At 33.9% G+C, this 16,976-nt stretch carries 14 protein-coding genes and 1 tRNA gene; 11 read left to right on the top strand and 4 right to left on the bottom strand.

The features are described 5' to 3' along the window. Positions 1-25 precede the first annotated feature (25 nt). The 4 genes from kbl (at position 26) to DFQ05_RS08460 (ending at position 6,380) form a co-directional block, all read left to right on the top strand. Positions 26-1,219: a glycine C-acetyltransferase gene (gene kbl, locus DFQ05_RS08475; RefSeq protein ID WP_132704952.1), complete on the top strand. Its 1,194-nt coding sequence runs from the start codon at positions 26-28 to the stop codon at positions 1,217-1,219. Between the two features lie 123 nt (positions 1,220-1,342). Next, positions 1,343-2,734: an OmpA family protein gene (locus DFQ05_RS08470; RefSeq protein ID WP_132704951.1), complete on the top strand. Its 1,392-nt coding sequence runs from the start codon at positions 1,343-1,345 to the stop codon at positions 2,732-2,734. A gap of 62 nt (positions 2,735-2,796) precedes the next feature. After that, positions 2,797-5,541 (top strand): PD-(D/E)XK nuclease family protein, encoded by a 2,745-nt coding sequence (locus DFQ05_RS08465; protein WP_132704950.1) that lies wholly within the window; start codon positions 2,797-2,799, stop codon positions 5,539-5,541. Continuing rightward, complete coding sequence (locus tag DFQ05_RS08460; RefSeq protein WP_132704949.1) at positions 5,541-6,380, top strand: alpha/beta hydrolase family protein; 840 nt, start codon at positions 5,541-5,543, stop codon at positions 6,378-6,380. Before DFQ05_RS08465 ends, DFQ05_RS08460 begins: the two co-directional genes overlap by 1 nt. A 170-nt stretch (positions 6,381-6,550) precedes the next feature. Here DFQ05_RS08460 and DFQ05_RS08455 read toward each other — a convergent pair. The 3 genes from DFQ05_RS08455 to DFQ05_RS13675 form a co-directional block, all read right to left on the bottom strand. After that, a tRNA-Ala gene (locus DFQ05_RS08455) sits at positions 6,551-6,624 on the bottom strand. Between the two features lie 190 nt (positions 6,625-6,814). Then, a complete protein-coding gene (locus DFQ05_RS08450) occupies positions 6,815-7,297 on the bottom strand; it encodes a hypothetical protein (protein WP_241974234.1) in 483 nt (160 codons plus the stop codon). 33 nt (positions 7,298-7,330) lie between these two features. Then, positions 7,331-9,118 (bottom strand): hypothetical protein, encoded by a 1,788-nt coding sequence (locus DFQ05_RS13675; protein WP_199221976.1) that lies wholly within the window; start codon positions 9,116-9,118, stop codon positions 7,331-7,333. A gap of 460 nt (positions 9,119-9,578) precedes the next feature. On the opposite strand from DFQ05_RS13675, the gene DFQ05_RS08440 reads away from it, so the two are divergent. From DFQ05_RS08440 to DFQ05_RS08430, 3 genes are read left to right on the top strand one after another with little or no spacing between them, the layout of a single operon-like run. After that, positions 9,579-10,097, top strand: coding sequence for an RNA polymerase sigma factor (locus DFQ05_RS08440; protein ID WP_132704948.1), 519 nt, complete (start codon positions 9,579-9,581; stop codon positions 10,095-10,097). A gap of 55 nt (positions 10,098-10,152) precedes the next feature. Continuing rightward, positions 10,153-11,055 (top strand): FecR family protein, encoded by a 903-nt coding sequence (locus DFQ05_RS08435; protein ID WP_132704947.1) that lies wholly within the window; start codon positions 10,153-10,155, stop codon positions 11,053-11,055. Next, positions 11,042-13,546: a TonB-dependent receptor gene (locus tag DFQ05_RS08430; RefSeq protein ID WP_132704946.1), complete on the top strand. Its 2,505-nt coding sequence runs from the start codon at positions 11,042-11,044 to the stop codon at positions 13,544-13,546. The genes DFQ05_RS08435 and DFQ05_RS08430 overlap by 14 nt, the downstream gene beginning before the upstream one ends. A 7-nt stretch (positions 13,547-13,553) precedes the next feature. On the opposite strand, the gene DFQ05_RS08425 is transcribed toward DFQ05_RS08430, so the two are convergent. Next, positions 13,554-14,351 (bottom strand): universal stress protein, encoded by a 798-nt coding sequence (locus DFQ05_RS08425; protein WP_132704945.1) that lies wholly within the window; start codon positions 14,349-14,351, stop codon positions 13,554-13,556. A 35-nt stretch (positions 14,352-14,386) separates the two neighbouring features. On the opposite strand from DFQ05_RS08425, the gene DFQ05_RS08420 reads away from it, so the two are divergent. The 4 genes from DFQ05_RS08420 (at position 14,387) to DFQ05_RS08405 (ending at position 16,963) form a co-directional block, all read left to right on the top strand. Next, the gene (locus tag DFQ05_RS08420; protein WP_132704944.1) at positions 14,387-14,890 is read left to right on the top strand and encodes a GNAT family N-acetyltransferase; all 504 of its coding nucleotides are present in this window, start codon (positions 14,387-14,389) and stop codon (positions 14,888-14,890) included. 171 nt (positions 14,891-15,061) lie between these two features. Next, positions 15,062-15,286 (top strand): hypothetical protein, encoded by a 225-nt coding sequence (locus DFQ05_RS08415; RefSeq protein ID WP_132704943.1) that lies wholly within the window; start codon positions 15,062-15,064, stop codon positions 15,284-15,286. A gap of 11 nt (positions 15,287-15,297) precedes the next feature. Beyond that, positions 15,298-15,582 carry a helix-turn-helix domain-containing protein gene (locus DFQ05_RS08410; RefSeq protein WP_132704942.1) on the top strand — a complete coding sequence of 95 codons (285 nt, stop codon included), beginning with the start codon at positions 15,298-15,300 and terminating at the stop codon, positions 15,580-15,582. A gap of 40 nt (positions 15,583-15,622) precedes the next feature. Next, a complete protein-coding gene (locus DFQ05_RS08405) occupies positions 15,623-16,963 on the top strand; it encodes an MATE family efflux transporter (RefSeq protein WP_241974233.1) in 1,341 nt (446 codons plus the stop codon). Positions 16,964-16,976: the final 13 nt, after the last annotated feature.

Genomic DNA, 16,976 nt, shown 5'->3' with positions numbered 1-16,976 from the left:
TTGTAACACTCAAAAAAAACAAAGCATGTACGGAGCAATAAAAGAATATCTTAATCAAGAAATAGAAAACATAAAAGAGGCTGGACTTTTTAAAGAAGAACGCATTATAACTTCTGCACAAGGTCCAGAAATTACATTAAGTACTGGGCAAAAAGTTTTAAACTTTTGTGCTAATAATTATTTAGGTCTTTCTTCCCATCCAGAGGTCGTAAAAGCTGCTCAGGATACTATGGATACCCATGGTTTTGGAATGTCTTCGGTACGTTTTATTTGCGGAACACAGGACATCCATAAAAAATTAGAACAAAAAATAGCAGACTTCTACGGAACGGAAGACACCATACTTTATGCTGCAGCTTTTGATGCAAATGGAGGTGTTTTTGAGCCTTTATTAGGTAAGGAAGATGCAATTATTTCCGATTCTTTAAACCATGCATCAATAATAGACGGTGTTAGATTGTGTAAAGCAGCTCGCTATCGATATCAGAATAATGATATGGCAGACTTAGAGGTGCAACTCGTTGAAGCCAATAAAAATGGTGCACGCCACAAAATAATTGTTACGGATGGTGTATTCTCTATGGATGGCTTAGTTGCTCCATTAGATAAAATTTGTGATTTAGCAGATAAATATGATGCTATGGTAATGATTGACGAATGCCATGCCACTGGTTTTATTGGAGAAACTGGAATAGGAACGCTAGAAGAAAAAGGGGTTTTAGGTAGAATAGATATTATAACAGGAACACTTGGTAAAGCTCTCGGTGGTGCCATGGGTGGCTATACAACTGCAAAAAAAGAAATTATAGAAATCCTTAGACAACGCTCAAGACCATATTTATTTTCAAACTCTCTTGCTCCAGCTATAGTTGGAGCATCTATCAAAGTATTTGATATGCTTTCTGGTGATACATCTCTTAGAGATAAACTAGAATGGAATACGAATTACTTTAAAACTGGACTAAAAAACGCAGGTTTTGATATCATTGATGGTGACTCTGCTATAGTCCCTGTTATGCTATACGATGCAAAACTATCTCAGACAATGGCAAATATGCTTCTAGAGAAAGGCATTTACGTTATTGGCTTCTTTTATCCCGTCGTGCCAAAAGATAAAGCTAGAATACGAGTCCAGCTATCTGCAGCTCACGAAAAGGAACATCTAGACAAAGCTATTGAAGCCTTTATTGACGTAGGTCAAAGATTAGAAATCATATAAATTCTTTAGAATGGCTATATTTAAAGGCTTTGTATCAATATTTTTATATATTTGTCTTTGTTAATAATATTTAACAACTTACATTTGCTAACAATTAACACTTAAAATTAAATTATTTAGAATATGAAAAATCTTAGCAGATTATTATTTGTAGCTGTGCTTTTAGCGAGCTTTAGCACTGCTAACGCTCAGGATAAGAACAACCCTTGGGCTTTTACGCTTGGTGTAAATGCCGTAGATGTTTACCCTGTAGGTGAGCCAACTCCTCAAGGTGAATTTTTTGATGAATATTTCAACGTTGAGGATCATTGGAATATTTTACCATTCATATCTCGAGCAGCTGTTTCACGATATTTAGATGATGGTTTTACTTTTACGGCCGCAGGAAGTTTGAACAGAATTAGTAAGTTTGGATCAAATGTTAATTTAGTTACTGGTGCAGAAACAACAAATGAAGTAGATGATTTGACATATTTTGCTTTAGATGGTACGGTTTCTTACAGTTTTAAAGATTTAGTTAATTCAAAAGTATTTGACCCATACCTTGGAGTAGGTGGTGGATATACTTGGGTTGATGATGTAGGTGCTGGGACACTAAACGGTACTTTAGGTATAAAATTCTGGATAAATGAATTTGTTGCAATAGATGCTCAATCTGCATACAAGCACTCTTTTGAAGATGTTTTACCAAAGCACTTTCAGCATTCTCTAGGTGTAACCTTCAAATTTGGCGGAACTGATACAGACGGTGACGGAATTTACGATAACGAAGACGCTTGTCCAGAAGTTGCAGGTTTAGAAGCGTTCAACGGTTGTCCAGATTCTGATAACGATGGTATCGAGGATTCTAAAGACGATTGTCCTAACGAAGCTGGTTTAGCTGAGTTTAATGGTTGTCCTGATTCTGATGGTGACGGTGTTGTAGATGGTAGTGATAAATGTCCTACTGTTCCTGGTCTTAAAAATTTAGCTGGATGTCCAGATGCTGACGGTGATGGTATCGCTGACGGTGACGATGCATGTCCTAACGAAGCTGGTCCTGCTGCTAACAAAGGGTGCCCATACCAAGATAAAGACGGTGACGGTGTTTTAGATAAAGACGATGACTGTCCAGATGTTGTTGGTACTGTTGCTAACAAAGGGTGCCCAGAAGTAACTAAAGAAGTTCAAGATACTTTAAATGAATATGCTAAGACTATTTTGTTTGATACTGGTAAATCTTCAATCAAAAAAGAATCTGAGCAAGTATTAGCTGACATTATTGCTATACTTAATAAATATCCTTCTGCTAAATTTACAGTTGAAGGTCACACAGATAGTGTTGGTTCAGAAAAACTTAACTTAAGATTATCTGATGCTAGAGCTTTATCTGTAAAAGATTATTTAGTTGCTAACGGTGTTGATGAATTTAGATTGTCAGCTGAAGGTTTTGGTGAGTCTAAGCCAATTGCTTCTAACAAAACAAGAGAAGGAAGAAAACAAAATAGAAGAGTTGAGATTAACTTAGCTAACTAATTTGTAGAACATATAATTTTTTTAAAAGCCTCGGATATCCGAGGCTTTTTTTATTTTTAGGCATGCAAATATTTATTCAGGATGTTTTACAAGATTTAGAAAAAAATAGTGTAAACTTCGCTAATTGCGTTTTTATTCTACCTAGTAAAAGAGCTGGTGTATTTCTAAAAAGCAACCTGCATCATTATTTAAAAGAGACAAGCTTCGCCCCGGATATTATTAGTATCGAAGATTTTGTTCAAGAACTATCTGAGCTAAAACAGATTTCTGGAATTGAGCTTTTATTTCAATTTTACAGTACATATAAAAAAATAACTCCAGTAAATAGTACCGAACCTTTTGAGACTTTTTCGAAATGGGCGCAGATTCTAATACAAGATTTTAATGAAGTAGACAGATATTTGGTTCCTCCAAACGAAATATTTGATTATTTAAGTGCTATACAAGAAATTAATCATTGGTCTTTAGAAAACCAAAAGACTGAGCTTATTAACAATTACCTGAGGTTTTGGGGAAATCTAAAGGCCTATTATCATCAGCTCACCAATGATTTAATATCGCAAAATATAGCCTATCAAGGCTTAATATATAAAGAGGCTACTAAGCATATAGAATCCTACGCTCAAAATAATTTTAAAACTCATATTTTTCTTGGTTTTAATGCTCTAAACAGTTGCGAAAGTGAAATCATACAAACACTTCTAAAACATGATAAAGCCAAGATATATTGGGATTTAGATTCGCATTACTATAATGACACTATGCACAGTGCTGGTCGTTTTGCAAGAAAATATAAAGAGCATTGGAATCACTACCAAAAGCATCCTTTTAATTGGATTGGAAAAAATTATTCAAAACCAAAACAAATAAAAGCGATTGGATGCCCAAAATCCATTGGTCAAAGCAAGTATATAGGGCAATTATTAAAGAATATTTCAGACCATAATCCGGACTTAAATAACACCGCCGTAGTATTAGGAGACGAGACACTACTAACACCAGTTCTAAACTCGCTACCAGCAACTGTAGAATCAGTCAATGTTACTATGGGCCTACCTCTAAAGGATGTTCCCCTTAATGCACTTTTTATTCAATTATTTAATCTTCATCGTTTAAATAGCCATAAATTTTACTACAAGGAAGTAATCGCTATCCTCTCTGACCCCATGGTTAATTATCTTTTAAAGTCAAGTCAGCACATTATAAACACTATACAAGAAAATAATCACGTTTACTTAAGCGTTTCTGACATCCTTAAATTTGGAGATGCCAAAGACGAGGCTATTCTTAAGCTGTTGTTTGGTAACTGGGACGTTTCAATCTCGGAAATTATTAAAGTATGTAACAAACTAATTCAAAATTTAAGAGTTGCCCTAAGCGAGGATAAGCTTAAAAAACAGTTAGAGCTGGAATATCTTTATAGGTTTAATACACTCTTTAATGAGCTTTCTACGCTAAATTCTAAATATAATTATATCAAAGACGTCTCAACTTTATATGCAGTGTATAAAGAACTATTAAATACAGAAACACTAGATTTTAAAGGCGAACCTTTGGAGGGCTTACAAATTATGGGTATGCTAGAGTCACGCGTTTTAGATTTCGAAACAGTTATCATTAGCTCCGTAAACGAAGGTATTTTACCAGGTGGTAAAACAAATAATTCATTCATACCGTTTGATGTTAAAATAGATAATGGATTGCCTACATTTAAAGAGAAAGATGCGGTCTACACCTACCATTTTTACAATCTTATCCAACGCGCAAAACATATATACCTTATATATAATACAGAAGTGGACACTTTAAAAGGTGGTGAAAAAAGTCGTTTTATTACCCAATTAGAAGTTGACGGTGTGCATGATATAAAACATGTTGTCGCCTCGCCAAAAATCCCTCAAGTTGAAGAGAACTTAATCGAAATAAAAAAAGATGAATCTGTTATAACTCAGTTAAAGTTAGTTGCCGAAAAAGGATTTTCGCCGTCATCGCTAACAAATTACATAAGAAATCCCATAGATTTTTATTTGGAAAAAGTCTTAGGTGTTAAAGATTCTGAAGATGTAGAAGAAACTGTTGCAGCAAATACACTAGGAACGGTTATCCACAACACACTAGAAGATTTTTATAAAACTTTTGAAGGCCATTATCTAAGCGTTGAGGACTTAATTAAAATGAAGTCTTTAATTACTAAAACCGTATCCCTTCACTTTAAAGAAGAATATAAGGAAGGTGATATCGCTACAGGTAAAAATTTAATAATTTACGAGATTGCTAAGCGATATGTTACAAATTTTATTGATTCTGAAATCGAACTATTGCAAAGCGGAAACACATTAAAAATTATAGCTATAGAAGTCGATAATTTAATTCCTATATCTCTTCGAGAATTAGACTTTCCAATCAAGCTCAAAGGAAAAGTAGACCGTGTAGATGAGTTAAATGGCATCGTTCGAGTCATAGATTACAAATCTGGAAAGGTAGAGCAAAATCAGGTAGAAATTTTCGATTGGGGCCTTCTTACTACAGATTATAAGAAATATAGTAAATCCTTTCAAGTATTGTGTTACGTCTATATGATGCAAAAACAAGGCTTAATACACTTACCTGTAGAAGCGGGAATTATTTCCTTTAAGAATTTAAAACAAGGATTCTTAAAGTTTGGATTAAAACCATCTTTTAGTAGCCGAACCAAAGAGCAACTAATTACAGAGACTATTCTTCAAGATTTTGAAATGCAATTGAAAAAATTAATTCTAGAAATATGTAATCCAGAAATTCACTTTAAAGAAAAAGAAATCGATTAATGACCATTGAAAAAAATATAGTTTTAAAAAGAGAAAAGAATAAACCCATTCTTATTGATATTTATTGTAAAGAAGGATTAAAAATTAGTCCTATAGTAATATTTTGTCATGGCTATAAGGGCTATAAAGATTGGGGTGCATGGGATATTATGGCTAAACGTATAGCTAAAAATGGTTTCTGTTTTATAAAATTCAATTTTTCGCATAATGGAGGAACGGTTGAGCAACCCATAGATTTCCCAGATTTAGAAGCTTTTGGGAATAATAATTACTCTAAAGAACTTAATGACTTAGGTGATGTAATTGATTGGGCGATTACACATTTTAAGGATAATTCATTTGTTGATACTTCGAGAATCTACCTCATTGGTCACAGTCGCGGTGGCGGAATTGCAATCTTAAAAGCTGCCGAGGATAACAGAATTAAAAAACTAGTGACATTGGCTAGCGTTTGCGATTTTGGAAAACGCACCGCTACCGTTGGTAACTTAGACCAATGGAAAAAAGATGGTGTAAAATATGTAACTAACGGTCGGACAAAGCAGCAAATGCCGCATTATTATCAATTCTACGAAGATTACATTCAGAATAAAGAACGTTTGGATATTAAAAAAGCATGCCAAAAAATAAAAATACCTCAGCTAATCATCCATGGTAACTCTGACACATCAATTTCTATAAAAGAAGCTGAAAGCATCAATAATTGGAACCCAAAAAGTCAACTAGAAATAATTAAAAATGCTGACCATGTTTTTAACATTAGCCACCCATGGCCACATGACTATATTTCTAGTGAATTTGAAGAAGTTATCAAATCTACTTTAGATTTTCTTGTTTAAAAAAAACAAAAAAAAGCCTTCAAACAAAAATTGAAGACTTCTTAAATACTGTGGAGCATATCGGAGTCCCTTCGACCGTGCTCAGGGTAAACTTCTCCTCCGATAATAAACTTTATATATCAAAAACAAAAAAAGCCTTCAAACAAAAATTGAAGACTTCTTAAATACTGTGGAGCATATCGGAGTCGAACCGATGACCTTTTGGCTGCCAGCCAAACGCTCTAGCCAGCTGAGCTAATGCCCCTAACTTGTTTGATAAAAAACCAAACATATAAGCAAAGCAAATGTATAGAATTTTAAATAGATATTTTGAGATAAATTATCTAAATAAACATAAAACAAAACCAGCCATTATTAATGGCTGGTTGCTTTAATCAAACACTTGGGGGAAAATTATACTTAGCTATTTGATTAAATAGTCTCTCTGTTTTGGTTTAGTTTTTTTGGAAAGTCAGTAAATCCGTTCCTCCGTTTCCGCCACTGACGTCTATTAACTCTATTCTAGTATTTGATATTGAAACGATATCCCAATCGTCATTTAAATCTTCAAAATCATTGGTTTCTGGTACAGGAAAGAAAATATTAAAATCTATATCATCATTACTGCTACTATCGTCACTGCTATTACTATCATCTGTTACAGACCATGTTCCTGATACTGTATTAGTTCCGTTGGTAGCGACTAAAGATCCATCAGAATTAAAACTAAAATTGTAGCCGTTAAAATCCGAGGTTTCATCTTGTCCAGAGTCATTAAAATTTGTTATTCTCCATGTTCCTGACTCCGCTGTACTTACGATTTCAGCAATTTCTTGGCTGTTATCAAATGGCCCTGCGTCGTCATCGGAAGAACATTGTGTTGACATTAAGGTTAGACTTAACATAACTATTGCGCTATAATAAAATCCTTTTTTCATAATACTTGTGTTTAGATTAATTTAATTATTTATTTAAATTTTTTGAAGAGTTAACGTGTCTGTGCCACCGCCACCGCCGCTTACATCTTGAATTACAACTTGTGTGTCCGATACAGAAATTACATCCCAATCGTCATCGTTAAACTCATTAAACGGAATGTCTGTCCCAAAATTAAGAGCCATTTGATTCCCAGAACTAAATACAGACCAGGTACCATTATTCGTATTAGTGCCATTTGAAGCTGAAACTGTTCCGCCTGAATCAAAATTTAATTGATAACCTGAATAATTAGCCGTTTGGTCATCAGTGTCTTCTGTGTAGGATGCTACAACCCAAAGACCGTCAGACAAAATGGTAGTGAGATTATCATTACCGTTTCCGCCACTAAAAGGTGTTCTTTCAAAAGTTAAAAAATCTTCAGAGCCGTCGCCACCACTAATATCTTTTAGTCTAATTATATCGTTAGTAACTTCGAGCACATCCCAATCATCTGCTAATTCGTCAAGCGGAATTGTTGTGCCAAAATTTAAATTTAATCCAAGTACAGTCTCATCTCCAGATGTTGTTGACCATATACCATTAGTAGAACCGTTTGTGTCTGTTGCTGTGGCTGTATTATCAGAAGCAAAATTGAAAACATAATCCGAAAAGTCTGCGGTTTCGTCTGTGTCGTCAAAGAAATACGTAACATACCAATCTCCAGTGGTTAACGCATTTACCAGTGCTGTATCATCTACCGTTGTTCCTCCAGATGTGCAATCACTTTCAAAACGAAGTCTATCGTCGCCCAATCTTAAGTCAACTTTTACTTCTCCAGGTTCTTGTTCTATTTCGTGTAAATTCCAGTTATCATTAAAGTCCGATAAGCCTGTTACATTAATCATAACCGAAATGTTATTTCCTGAGCCCATTGCGCTCCACGTACCATTAAATGTATTGGTGCCTTGAGTTACTAGAATGGTTCCGTCGTTATTAAATTCAAACGTATAGCCCACATAATTGTCTTCTAAATCATTATCGTTACGTTCTAGTTTATCAACCGTCCATTCTGCGCAATCTGCAAAAACTGTTTCAAGGTCATTTGTTGTGCAATCGTTACAATCGTCATCATCAAAATCATTATCATCATCCTCGTCACAAGTATCATCTGCAGTTTCTATAGCATTTTCTAATTCTTGAATACTATTAACGGTTTGGGTATTTCCGTCAGCAAAAATTACTGTGATTGGGAAATTAATAGTAACCGCTACAAACTCGTCCAAATCATCTATAAAATCATACATTTCGTTATCGTTATTGATAACAATCGTGTCAATTAAATCGTTGTTTGCATTAAAAACTGAAGCTGTAATAGGGTATTGAAAATCAATACATTCTATATCATCATCGTTTTCGTTTTCACCAAGACAATTTTCTCCTAAAGCTTCTAATTCTGCATCCGAATTAACCACGACAGTAGAATAATCTGTAAGAATTACTGTTATAGGATACGAAACAACTACAGAATCCACGTCGTCATCAAATAAATCAATGATGTCTTCTATATCCTCGTAACCATCGTCGTCATTTATAACAAGCTCTATCCCGTTTACAGTCACTGTAACTGGTAATTGCACGCTTAAACAACTTGCGCTATCTATGATATTATCGCTAGAGCCATCGTTGGTTGCTGTTCTACTCATTAGATTTGCAACCATAGAACTGGCTTCGATGGTTTGTTCGACTGGTGGATCAATCGATAAGTCGTCTTCTGTTCTACAAGATGTCATTGTAAATACAACACCTAGAACTAATAGTAAGATTGGTTTTAATGTTTTCATAATTAGTGATTTTATATACTGTTCGTTTTTTGATTGGCTTTTAAATAGCCTTCTTTATTCTTATAACAACTTAATTATAGATTGTCCCAAGAATTTTTTAAAATTTTTAATTCTAATGTTTCTAAATCAGAGATTATAGCTTTCAAATTATATAGTCGGTCATTTACCTGGCGATATTTATAGAGGTTTATTGTTGTATACTCTTTTTCTAATATAGCTTCTAGAGTCTTTAACTTTTGCGCACAAAGCAATAACTCCTTTCGTTTCATTAATGAAATAGATTTAATAAATGTTGTTGTTCTATTTACAGAAAAAGGTTGCATTGAGTGTTTCAGTACTTTACAAATTAATAACCAGAAAATGGCCTTCTATATACTTAAGACAACTAAAACTTAAATCTTCCCAACAAATTTCTATTTAGATTTTTTTCTATCTTGGTAATCCATCAATACGATAATTTTTGTCAAAGTCATTACATAAGGATATTTGTGATAAAGTACGCTTCTCAAAGCTTTACGATAAGTATGCGCAATCCTTAAGTAATATTCTCTTTTATAAATATGGCGATTTATTAAACCCCTCAGATAAGGTCCAAGAGGCTTTTATCAAGTTATGGGAAAACTGTTCTAAAATAAAACCAGAGACCGCGAAATCGTATTTATACACAACGGCTAATAATATGATGTTAAATGCCGTAAAGCATCAAAAGGTGGTTTTAAAGTACCAAAACGTAAAACCAAAGGACTACACTAACGAGTCACCTGAATTTGTATTACGAAAAAAAGAATTTTTAAAGCGCTTTGAGCGTGCTTTAGCTGGGCTAAAAGAAGATGAACGCGTTGCCTTTTTACTAAATAAAGTAGATGGTAAGACCCAAAAAGAGGTGGCAGAACTATTAGGAATTACAAAAAAGGTAGCGGAACACAGAATTTACTCTGCTTTAAATAAACTTAAAAATGAGCTTGAAGAATTAAATTGAAAATAATTTTGGGATAATAGCATCTTGAGTTGTTTTAGTTATATAACAGCACGTTATGGATAAAGAATACTTAGTAAAAAAATGGTTAACTAATGACCTTACCAACGAAGAAGCAGAAGCTTTTTCAGCGTTGGAAGATGCTGCCCTATATAAAGAAATTATTGAAGAATCTAAGCGTTTTAGCGGGAACACTAATGCTAAAGTTGAGTCTTTTGCTGCATTAGACAAAAAGTTAGATTCTAAAAGCGGCAAATCTATTAATTGGGCAAAAGCAGTGTCTGCAATAGCAGCAATTTTCGTTGTTGGTTTTGCTTTATTTACGCTGGTTAATAGAGACAATATCAACACATTTAATACGGAGTTGGCCCAAAATGAGGTCATTGTCTTACCCGATAATTCAACTGTAAATCTTAATGAGCTATCCGAGTTAAAATACAATACATCTAAATGGCAAGAAACTAGGTCATTAGATTTAAAAGGAGAAGCCTTTTTTGATGTAGAAAAAGGAAAACGATTCGATGTGCGCACCGAATTTGGAACCGTAAGTGTGCTCGGTACAGAATTTAATGTCTTTTCTCGAGACAGCGTATTTAAAGTGGCTTGTTACGAAGGTCTTGTGCAGGTAAGCTATAACAATAACAGCATTAAACTACCAGCAGGAACAGCGTTTATGTTGTCTTCTGGAAAAGGTGTAAAATCGGATATTGCCATAACAGAACCGCACTGGCTTAAAAATATGAGTGTATTCGATAATGCCTCTTTCGATGCTGTGGTTAAAGAACTAGAAAAGCAATATAATATCAAGATTCAATATCCAGCTAATCTAAGTTTACGATTTACAGGTGCTTTTGAACATGATAATCTTGAAAATGCCCTAAAATCTATCTCAAAACCTCTTAATTTGACTTATATAATCGAACCGAATAATATGGTCATTATAGAGAATGGGGAAAACTAAATATTATATACTAATATGCCTGTCTGTCTGTCTTTTATCCAAACTACAAGGACAAAATTTAGAACAGAAGGTCTCCATTTCAAAGATTTTAGACGAAATCTCTAAAATTCACTCCATCAGCTTCAATTACGAGACTAGCCTATTAGAGAATTTAAAAATAAAACCACCTCCAGAAACATTAAGTTTGTCTGCCAAGATAAAGAATCTCGAAAATCAAACAGGTTTTGTTTTCGAGCAAATTAGTCCTATGGTTTATTCCATTTCCAAGCCTTTAAAACTTTGTGGTTACATAAAAGATTCAGAATTACAAACACCGCTTACTGGAGCCACAATAAAAAGCAAATATGCATACGCCATTACCGATGAAAACGGCTATTTTGAAATAGCTCTTAAATCTAAAAACGAACTCTTAACCATAAGACATCTAGGTTTTAAAACCATTGAGCGTCAAGTAAAGTTTTTTAATCTTAAGGAGTGCTTTACTATATCCATGTTTATTCAGCAAGAGCTTATAGCTCCTGTGCTTATTGAAACGTATATCGTAAAAGGTATCGATAAACGGAAGGATTGGACAACATCGATAGATTACAATAGATTTAGTCTTTTACCAGGACTCATAGAGTCAGACGTTTTGCAAACGGTACAAGCTTTACCGAGCATTTTAAGTGTGGACGAAACGGTTTCGAATATAAATATTCGTGGCGGCTCTAACGATCAAAATTTAATGCTATGGGACGATATTAAAATGTATCAAACAGGTCATTTTTTTGGTTTAATTTCAAGTTTCAATCCGCTTATGACCCAAACGGCGAGCGTCATCAATAATGGCTCGGATGTGTCATTAACAGATGGCGTTTCTGGTACAATTCATATGCAGACCAACAAACAAATCGATTCAAAATTCAGTACTACTGTAGGGCTTAATTTTTTAAATGCCGAACTGTTCTCTAATATTCCCATCGGAAACAAATCTTCGCTTCAAGTAGCATCTAGAAAATCTTTAGACGATATCGTAAGAACACCGACCTATAACGTATACTTTGATAGAGTAACGCAAGACACCGAGGCCGAAAGTAATATGCTAAACGTCACAAACTCTAATCAAGAGTTCGACTTTTACGATGCTTCACTTAGATGGCTTTATCAACCTACTGACAACGATTTAATTAGACTAAATTTTATAGTAATAAATAACAATTTAGGGTTTAACGAAACTGCAACTATTAATGGCGCTCCTCAATCTAGACGCAGTAACGTTTCACAAAATAGTCTCGCAGTTGGTCTTAATTATCAAAGACAGTGGAACAAAAGATTATCTACAACACTTAATGTTTACAACACTGAATATAAACTTGAGGCGCTTAATGCAGACGTTTTAAATAATCAATTACAATTACAAGAAAATATCGTTTCAGAATCAAGCATTCTGCTAAATAATATGTACAAAAGGAATCGATGGCAGTTTAATCTTGGTTATCAATTTACCGAAACCGAAGTTATAAACTTAAACGATATTGATTTGCCACGTTTTGTAAGACGCGACGAAGAAATACTAAGAGAGCACAGTGCTTTTGGCCAAGCGTGGTATAAAAACAGAAGTAATGATTTTTCTGTAAGAGGTGGCGTAAGAGCAAATTACTTATCCAAATTTCAAAAACTAATTATCGAACCAAGATTGAGCGTCAGACAATCCTTAGGAGACAACATTGAAATTGAAGCACAAGGCGAATTTAAACATCAAAGCACGTCGCAAATCGTGAATTTTCAAAACGACTTTTTAGGTGTTGAAAAAAGACGTTGGCAATTAACCGATAATGATAGTATTCCTGTCTTACAGAGCAAACAAGTTTCTCTTGGAATAACGTATAAAAATAGTGGCTGGTTGTTAGATGCTATTGGCTATTTTAAAAAGGTAGATGGTATAACTACACAAAGCCAAAGCTTCACCACTAAATACGAATTTGCAAAGGAAAAAGGCAATTATGATGCCTTTGGATTGGAATTCTTATGCCGAAAATCATTCGGAAATTTTAATAGTTGGCTAAGCTACTCTTACATCAATAACACCTATACATTTGAAGCGCTTGAGGATAGAATTTTTCCAAGTAATTTTGATATTACCCACTCAATTACTCTAGGTACAACATTCAGCAACAAATCTTGGAACATTTCTGCTGGCGTTAATTATAGAGTAGGAAAACCAACATCAGTACCGCTAGATGGTAACGAAATCGTCGATGATGCCATAAATTTTGATATCGCTAATAATGAAAGGCTCCTAGACTATTTAAGAATAGATGCTTCCGCCTTATATAAATTTAAAATAAGTAACGCTTTAAGGTCAGAGGTTGGAGCTTCTGTATGGAATATTTCCGATAGAGAAAACGCCATTAACAATTATTATCGGATTAACAACAATGATGTGGTTGACAAATTTTCGAGATTTTCTCTTGGGCTAACGACTAATGCTGTTGTGAGGGTTTACTTTTAGGCTACAATTATCTTAAACCACTTAACACCAATACAGGCATTGTTGTGCTATGAAAATCTTTTTTAAGAATTGTATTTTTTTCCCACAGCTTATTAAAAAATCCTCGCTTACGTCTTATGACACAAAGTAAATCTGGATTGTGGTCTTTGTAGTGCTCTAAAACACCTTGGAACGTTGTAGGTGCTTCGACATTTTCAGCATTAGTTATAAGCGCTTTAAGTTCTTCATTAACCTCAAAATCACCTTCGTTATAATATGGTGTTTTAACAAGCAGTAAATTTATAATTGATTTAAACTGCTCTTTAATAGACTTTAATGGCTGTAACGCTTCACTTTTCTCTAAAGCCACTGATTTTGCTGCCATAAGTATTTTTACAATTGGCTTATAAGCATAACCTTCTGGCACAATTAAGGCTGGTATTTGCGTTTGTTTTATAATCTTACCAGAAGTTTTACCTAAAAAGACTTCTTCTTTTATAGAGTTTGTTCTCGGCTCTAAAAGGATTAGATCTACTTTAAGTGCCTTGCAGGCCAGTCCTATAGTATCAACCAAATTTCCTTTAAAAACTCTAGTAACGACCTCAACACCTTTCTTGTCCACAGATGCAACATGTTCATCGAGAAAAGCCTGACTTTCGCGTTCTAGAATATGGTCTATCTTAATCATAGTTCCTGCTTTGGTATAAACATTATATATTTGAACCACGTAAACTTTAGCGCCAAACGCTTTTGCAAAATCAATGGCGTACTGTAAATGACTTTTTGCATTTTTTGAGGAACCAACAGGGACTAAAATATTTTTCATGTCACTAGAATTTAACACAAAAGTACACATAATTAATGATTCGAAAAGGGAGATTATCGGATATTGAATCGATTATAAAAATGACAAAATCTTGTGCCAGACACATGATTTCTAAAGGAATTTTTCAATGGAACGAGTACTACCCAAATAAAGACGCCTTTATTACGGATGTAAATCGTGGTGAGCTTTACGTATTAGAAATAGATAATGCAATTGCTGGTACTATTGTAATTTCCACAATTATGGATGATGAATATATACCCATTAATTGGCTAACCGAAACTAAAAATAACATCTACATCCATAGATTGGCTGTTGACCCTAAGCATCAAGGAAAAGGCTATGCGCAACAACTTATGGATTTTGCTGAAGGCTTTGCCATAGAAAATAACTATACATCCATACGATTAGATACCTTCTCAGGGAACAAAAGAAATCAAAAGTTTTACGAACTTCGCGGCTATAAACGATTAGGTGATATTTTCTTTCCAAAACAAAGCGAATCGCCTTTTCATTGTTACGAGCTAATCTTAACATAGTAATATTCCACTATTTGCGAAATAAAAATCCACAAATAGTGGAATATTAAAAAATTTATCATATATTTACACTTAAATAAACAATTAATTAATCCATTAAATTAAACATTATGAAAAACTATTTTCCTTCAAAGCGAAGAGCAACAGAGTATTTAAACAATTTAGTACAGAATGAAAAAATCACTACTAGAGAAGTTAGTAATACTTGTCGAAGAACAAGTAGAGAAAGCTGAAACCGAGAAAGAAAGAACTGAAAATATTCAGCTTCTTAAAGAATTAACAGAAGAACAAAAAAACAAAAAACAAAACTTTAGCGACCATTTACTTTGGTCTTTATTAAAAAATTTAGCTACTCATGAAGCCATTGAAGCTATTAAAAGCTTTTTGAGTGGGTAAACTCAAAACTTATGAATATTGGTAAAGCCTTAAGAGATATAAGAAAAGGCAAAAAAATTACTCAAAAAGAGTTAGCAGAGACGGTTGGTATATCAAATACTTACTTGTCTGAAATCGAAAATAACTCAAGAAGACCTAGTATAGATATACTTAAAAAGATTTCAGACAGTCTCGGTGTCAACATATTATATCTTATATTGAAATCATTAGAAGAGAATGATTTAAAAAATGAAAACAAAGCTGAATTCTTAAACAAAGTCAATTCAGAACTTGATAATTTTTCATTTAATTTATAAATCTTCAATCATCTTTCGTTCCTTTGTGATAAATATTTTTTTGTCACAAATTAGCTCCATCTCTTTAAAACATATTAATAAATTAGCCATTCCAGCCTTAATTTCTGGAATTTCAGAGCCTATTTTATCATTAACGGATGCGGCAATAATTGGTAACATGTCATTGAACGCAACGGAGTCTTTGGCGGCGGTAGGTATTGTTTCCACATTTTTATCAATGCTTATTTGGGTTTTAGGGCAAACGCGTAGCGCTATATCTTCTATTGTATCGCAGTATTTAGGTGCTGGCAATGTAGGTGCCGTTAAAAATTTACCCGCACAAGCTATTTTTCTTATTACGGCTTTAAGTGTATTAATCATAGCTTTTACCTATCCATTTGCATCACAGATTTTTAAACTGTACAATGCTTCAAACGTTATACTAGATTACAGTGTTGATTATTATCAAATACGTGTTTTCGGCTTTCCATTTACCTTGTTTACTATTGCAGTATTTGGAACGTTTAGAGGACTTCAAAACACTTATCAGCCAATGCTTATTGCACTAGCAGGTACACTAGCAAACATAGTTTTCGATGTTATACTCGTTTACGGTATTACCGATATAATTCCTGCAATGCACATTAAAGGTGCTGCTTATGCCAGTGTTATTGCTCAAATTCTTATGGCCATATTATCTGCTATTTACCTATTAAAAAAGACGGATATTCCTCTGCTTGTTAAATTCCCGTTTAACCCTGAGATAAAGCGTTTTATTCTTATGATTATTAATTTATTTATAAGAACTATTGCCTTAAATGTTGCACTGTATTTTGCCACTAGTTTTGCGACGTCTTATGGACCTAAATATATTGCCGCTTATACAATTGCAATAAATCTCTGGTTTTTAGGGGCATTTTTAATAGACGGATATGCCAGTGCAGGAAATATCTTATCTGGTAAATTACTTGGCGCAAAAGACTACAAAAACCTTATAGATTTAAGTACCAAACTTATTAAATATGGCATCTTCGTTGGCTTACTTATGGCAGCAGTAGGTGGTTTACTTTATTTTCCAATAGGCCAAATTTTTAGTAATGATTCTGAAGTTTTGAATGCCTTTTACGACGTGTTTTGGATAGTACTCCTTATGCAACCCTTGTGCGCTTTAGCCTTTATATTCGACGGTGTTTTTAAAGGCCTCGGTCGCATGAAATACCTTAGAAATCTTCTCTTGTTTTCAACACTACTGGTCTTTATCCCAGTGATTGTTTACACAGATAGTTTAGACCTAAAGCTACATGGTATTTTTATTGCATTTACCCTTTGGATTTTAGCGCGAGGTCTACCATTAATCATAAAATTTAGGAAAACCTTTAGTCCACTTGCTCAAAACTCTTAAATTTGAGCGATAT

The sequence above is a fragment of the Winogradskyella wandonensis genome, assembly GCF_004346845.1.
Lineage (GTDB): Bacteria > Bacteroidota > Bacteroidia > Flavobacteriales > Flavobacteriaceae > Winogradskyella > Winogradskyella wandonensis.
This window is presented reverse-complemented; position numbering and strand designations above follow the sequence as displayed.

Excerpts from the sequence above, each read along its gene's own strand:
- DFQ05_RS08430 (WP_132704946.1), top strand. The coding sequence starts at position 11,042 with ATGGGGAAAACTAAATATTATATACTAATATGCCTGTCTGTCTGTCTT.
- DFQ05_RS08415 (WP_132704943.1), top strand. The coding sequence starts at position 15,062 with ATGAAAAAATCACTACTAGAGAAGTTAGTAATACTTGTCGAAGAACAA.
- DFQ05_RS08465 (WP_132704950.1), top strand. The coding sequence starts at position 2,797 with ATGCAAATATTTATTCAGGATGTTTTACAAGATTTAGAAAAAAATAGT.
- DFQ05_RS08450 (WP_241974234.1), bottom strand. The coding sequence starts at position 7,297 with ATGAAAAAAGGATTTTATTATAGCGCAATAGTTATGTTAAGTCTAACC.
- DFQ05_RS08470 (WP_132704951.1), top strand. The coding sequence starts at position 1,343 with ATGAAAAATCTTAGCAGATTATTATTTGTAGCTGTGCTTTTAGCGAGC.
- DFQ05_RS08425 (WP_132704945.1), bottom strand. The coding sequence starts at position 14,351 with ATGAAAAATATTTTAGTCCCTGTTGGTTCCTCAAAAAATGCAAAAAGT.
- DFQ05_RS13675 (WP_199221976.1), bottom strand. The coding sequence starts at position 9,118 with ATGAAAACATTAAAACCAATCTTACTATTAGTTCTAGGTGTTGTATTT.
- DFQ05_RS08460 (WP_132704949.1), top strand. The coding sequence starts at position 5,541 with ATGACCATTGAAAAAAATATAGTTTTAAAAAGAGAAAAGAATAAACCC.
- DFQ05_RS08410 (WP_132704942.1), top strand. The coding sequence starts at position 15,298 with ATGAATATTGGTAAAGCCTTAAGAGATATAAGAAAAGGCAAAAAAATT.
- DFQ05_RS08435 (WP_132704947.1), top strand. The coding sequence starts at position 10,153 with ATGGATAAAGAATACTTAGTAAAAAAATGGTTAACTAATGACCTTACC.
- DFQ05_RS08420 (WP_132704944.1), top strand. The coding sequence starts at position 14,387 with ATGATTCGAAAAGGGAGATTATCGGATATTGAATCGATTATAAAAATG.
- kbl (WP_132704952.1), top strand. The coding sequence starts at position 26 with ATGTACGGAGCAATAAAAGAATATCTTAATCAAGAAATAGAAAACATA.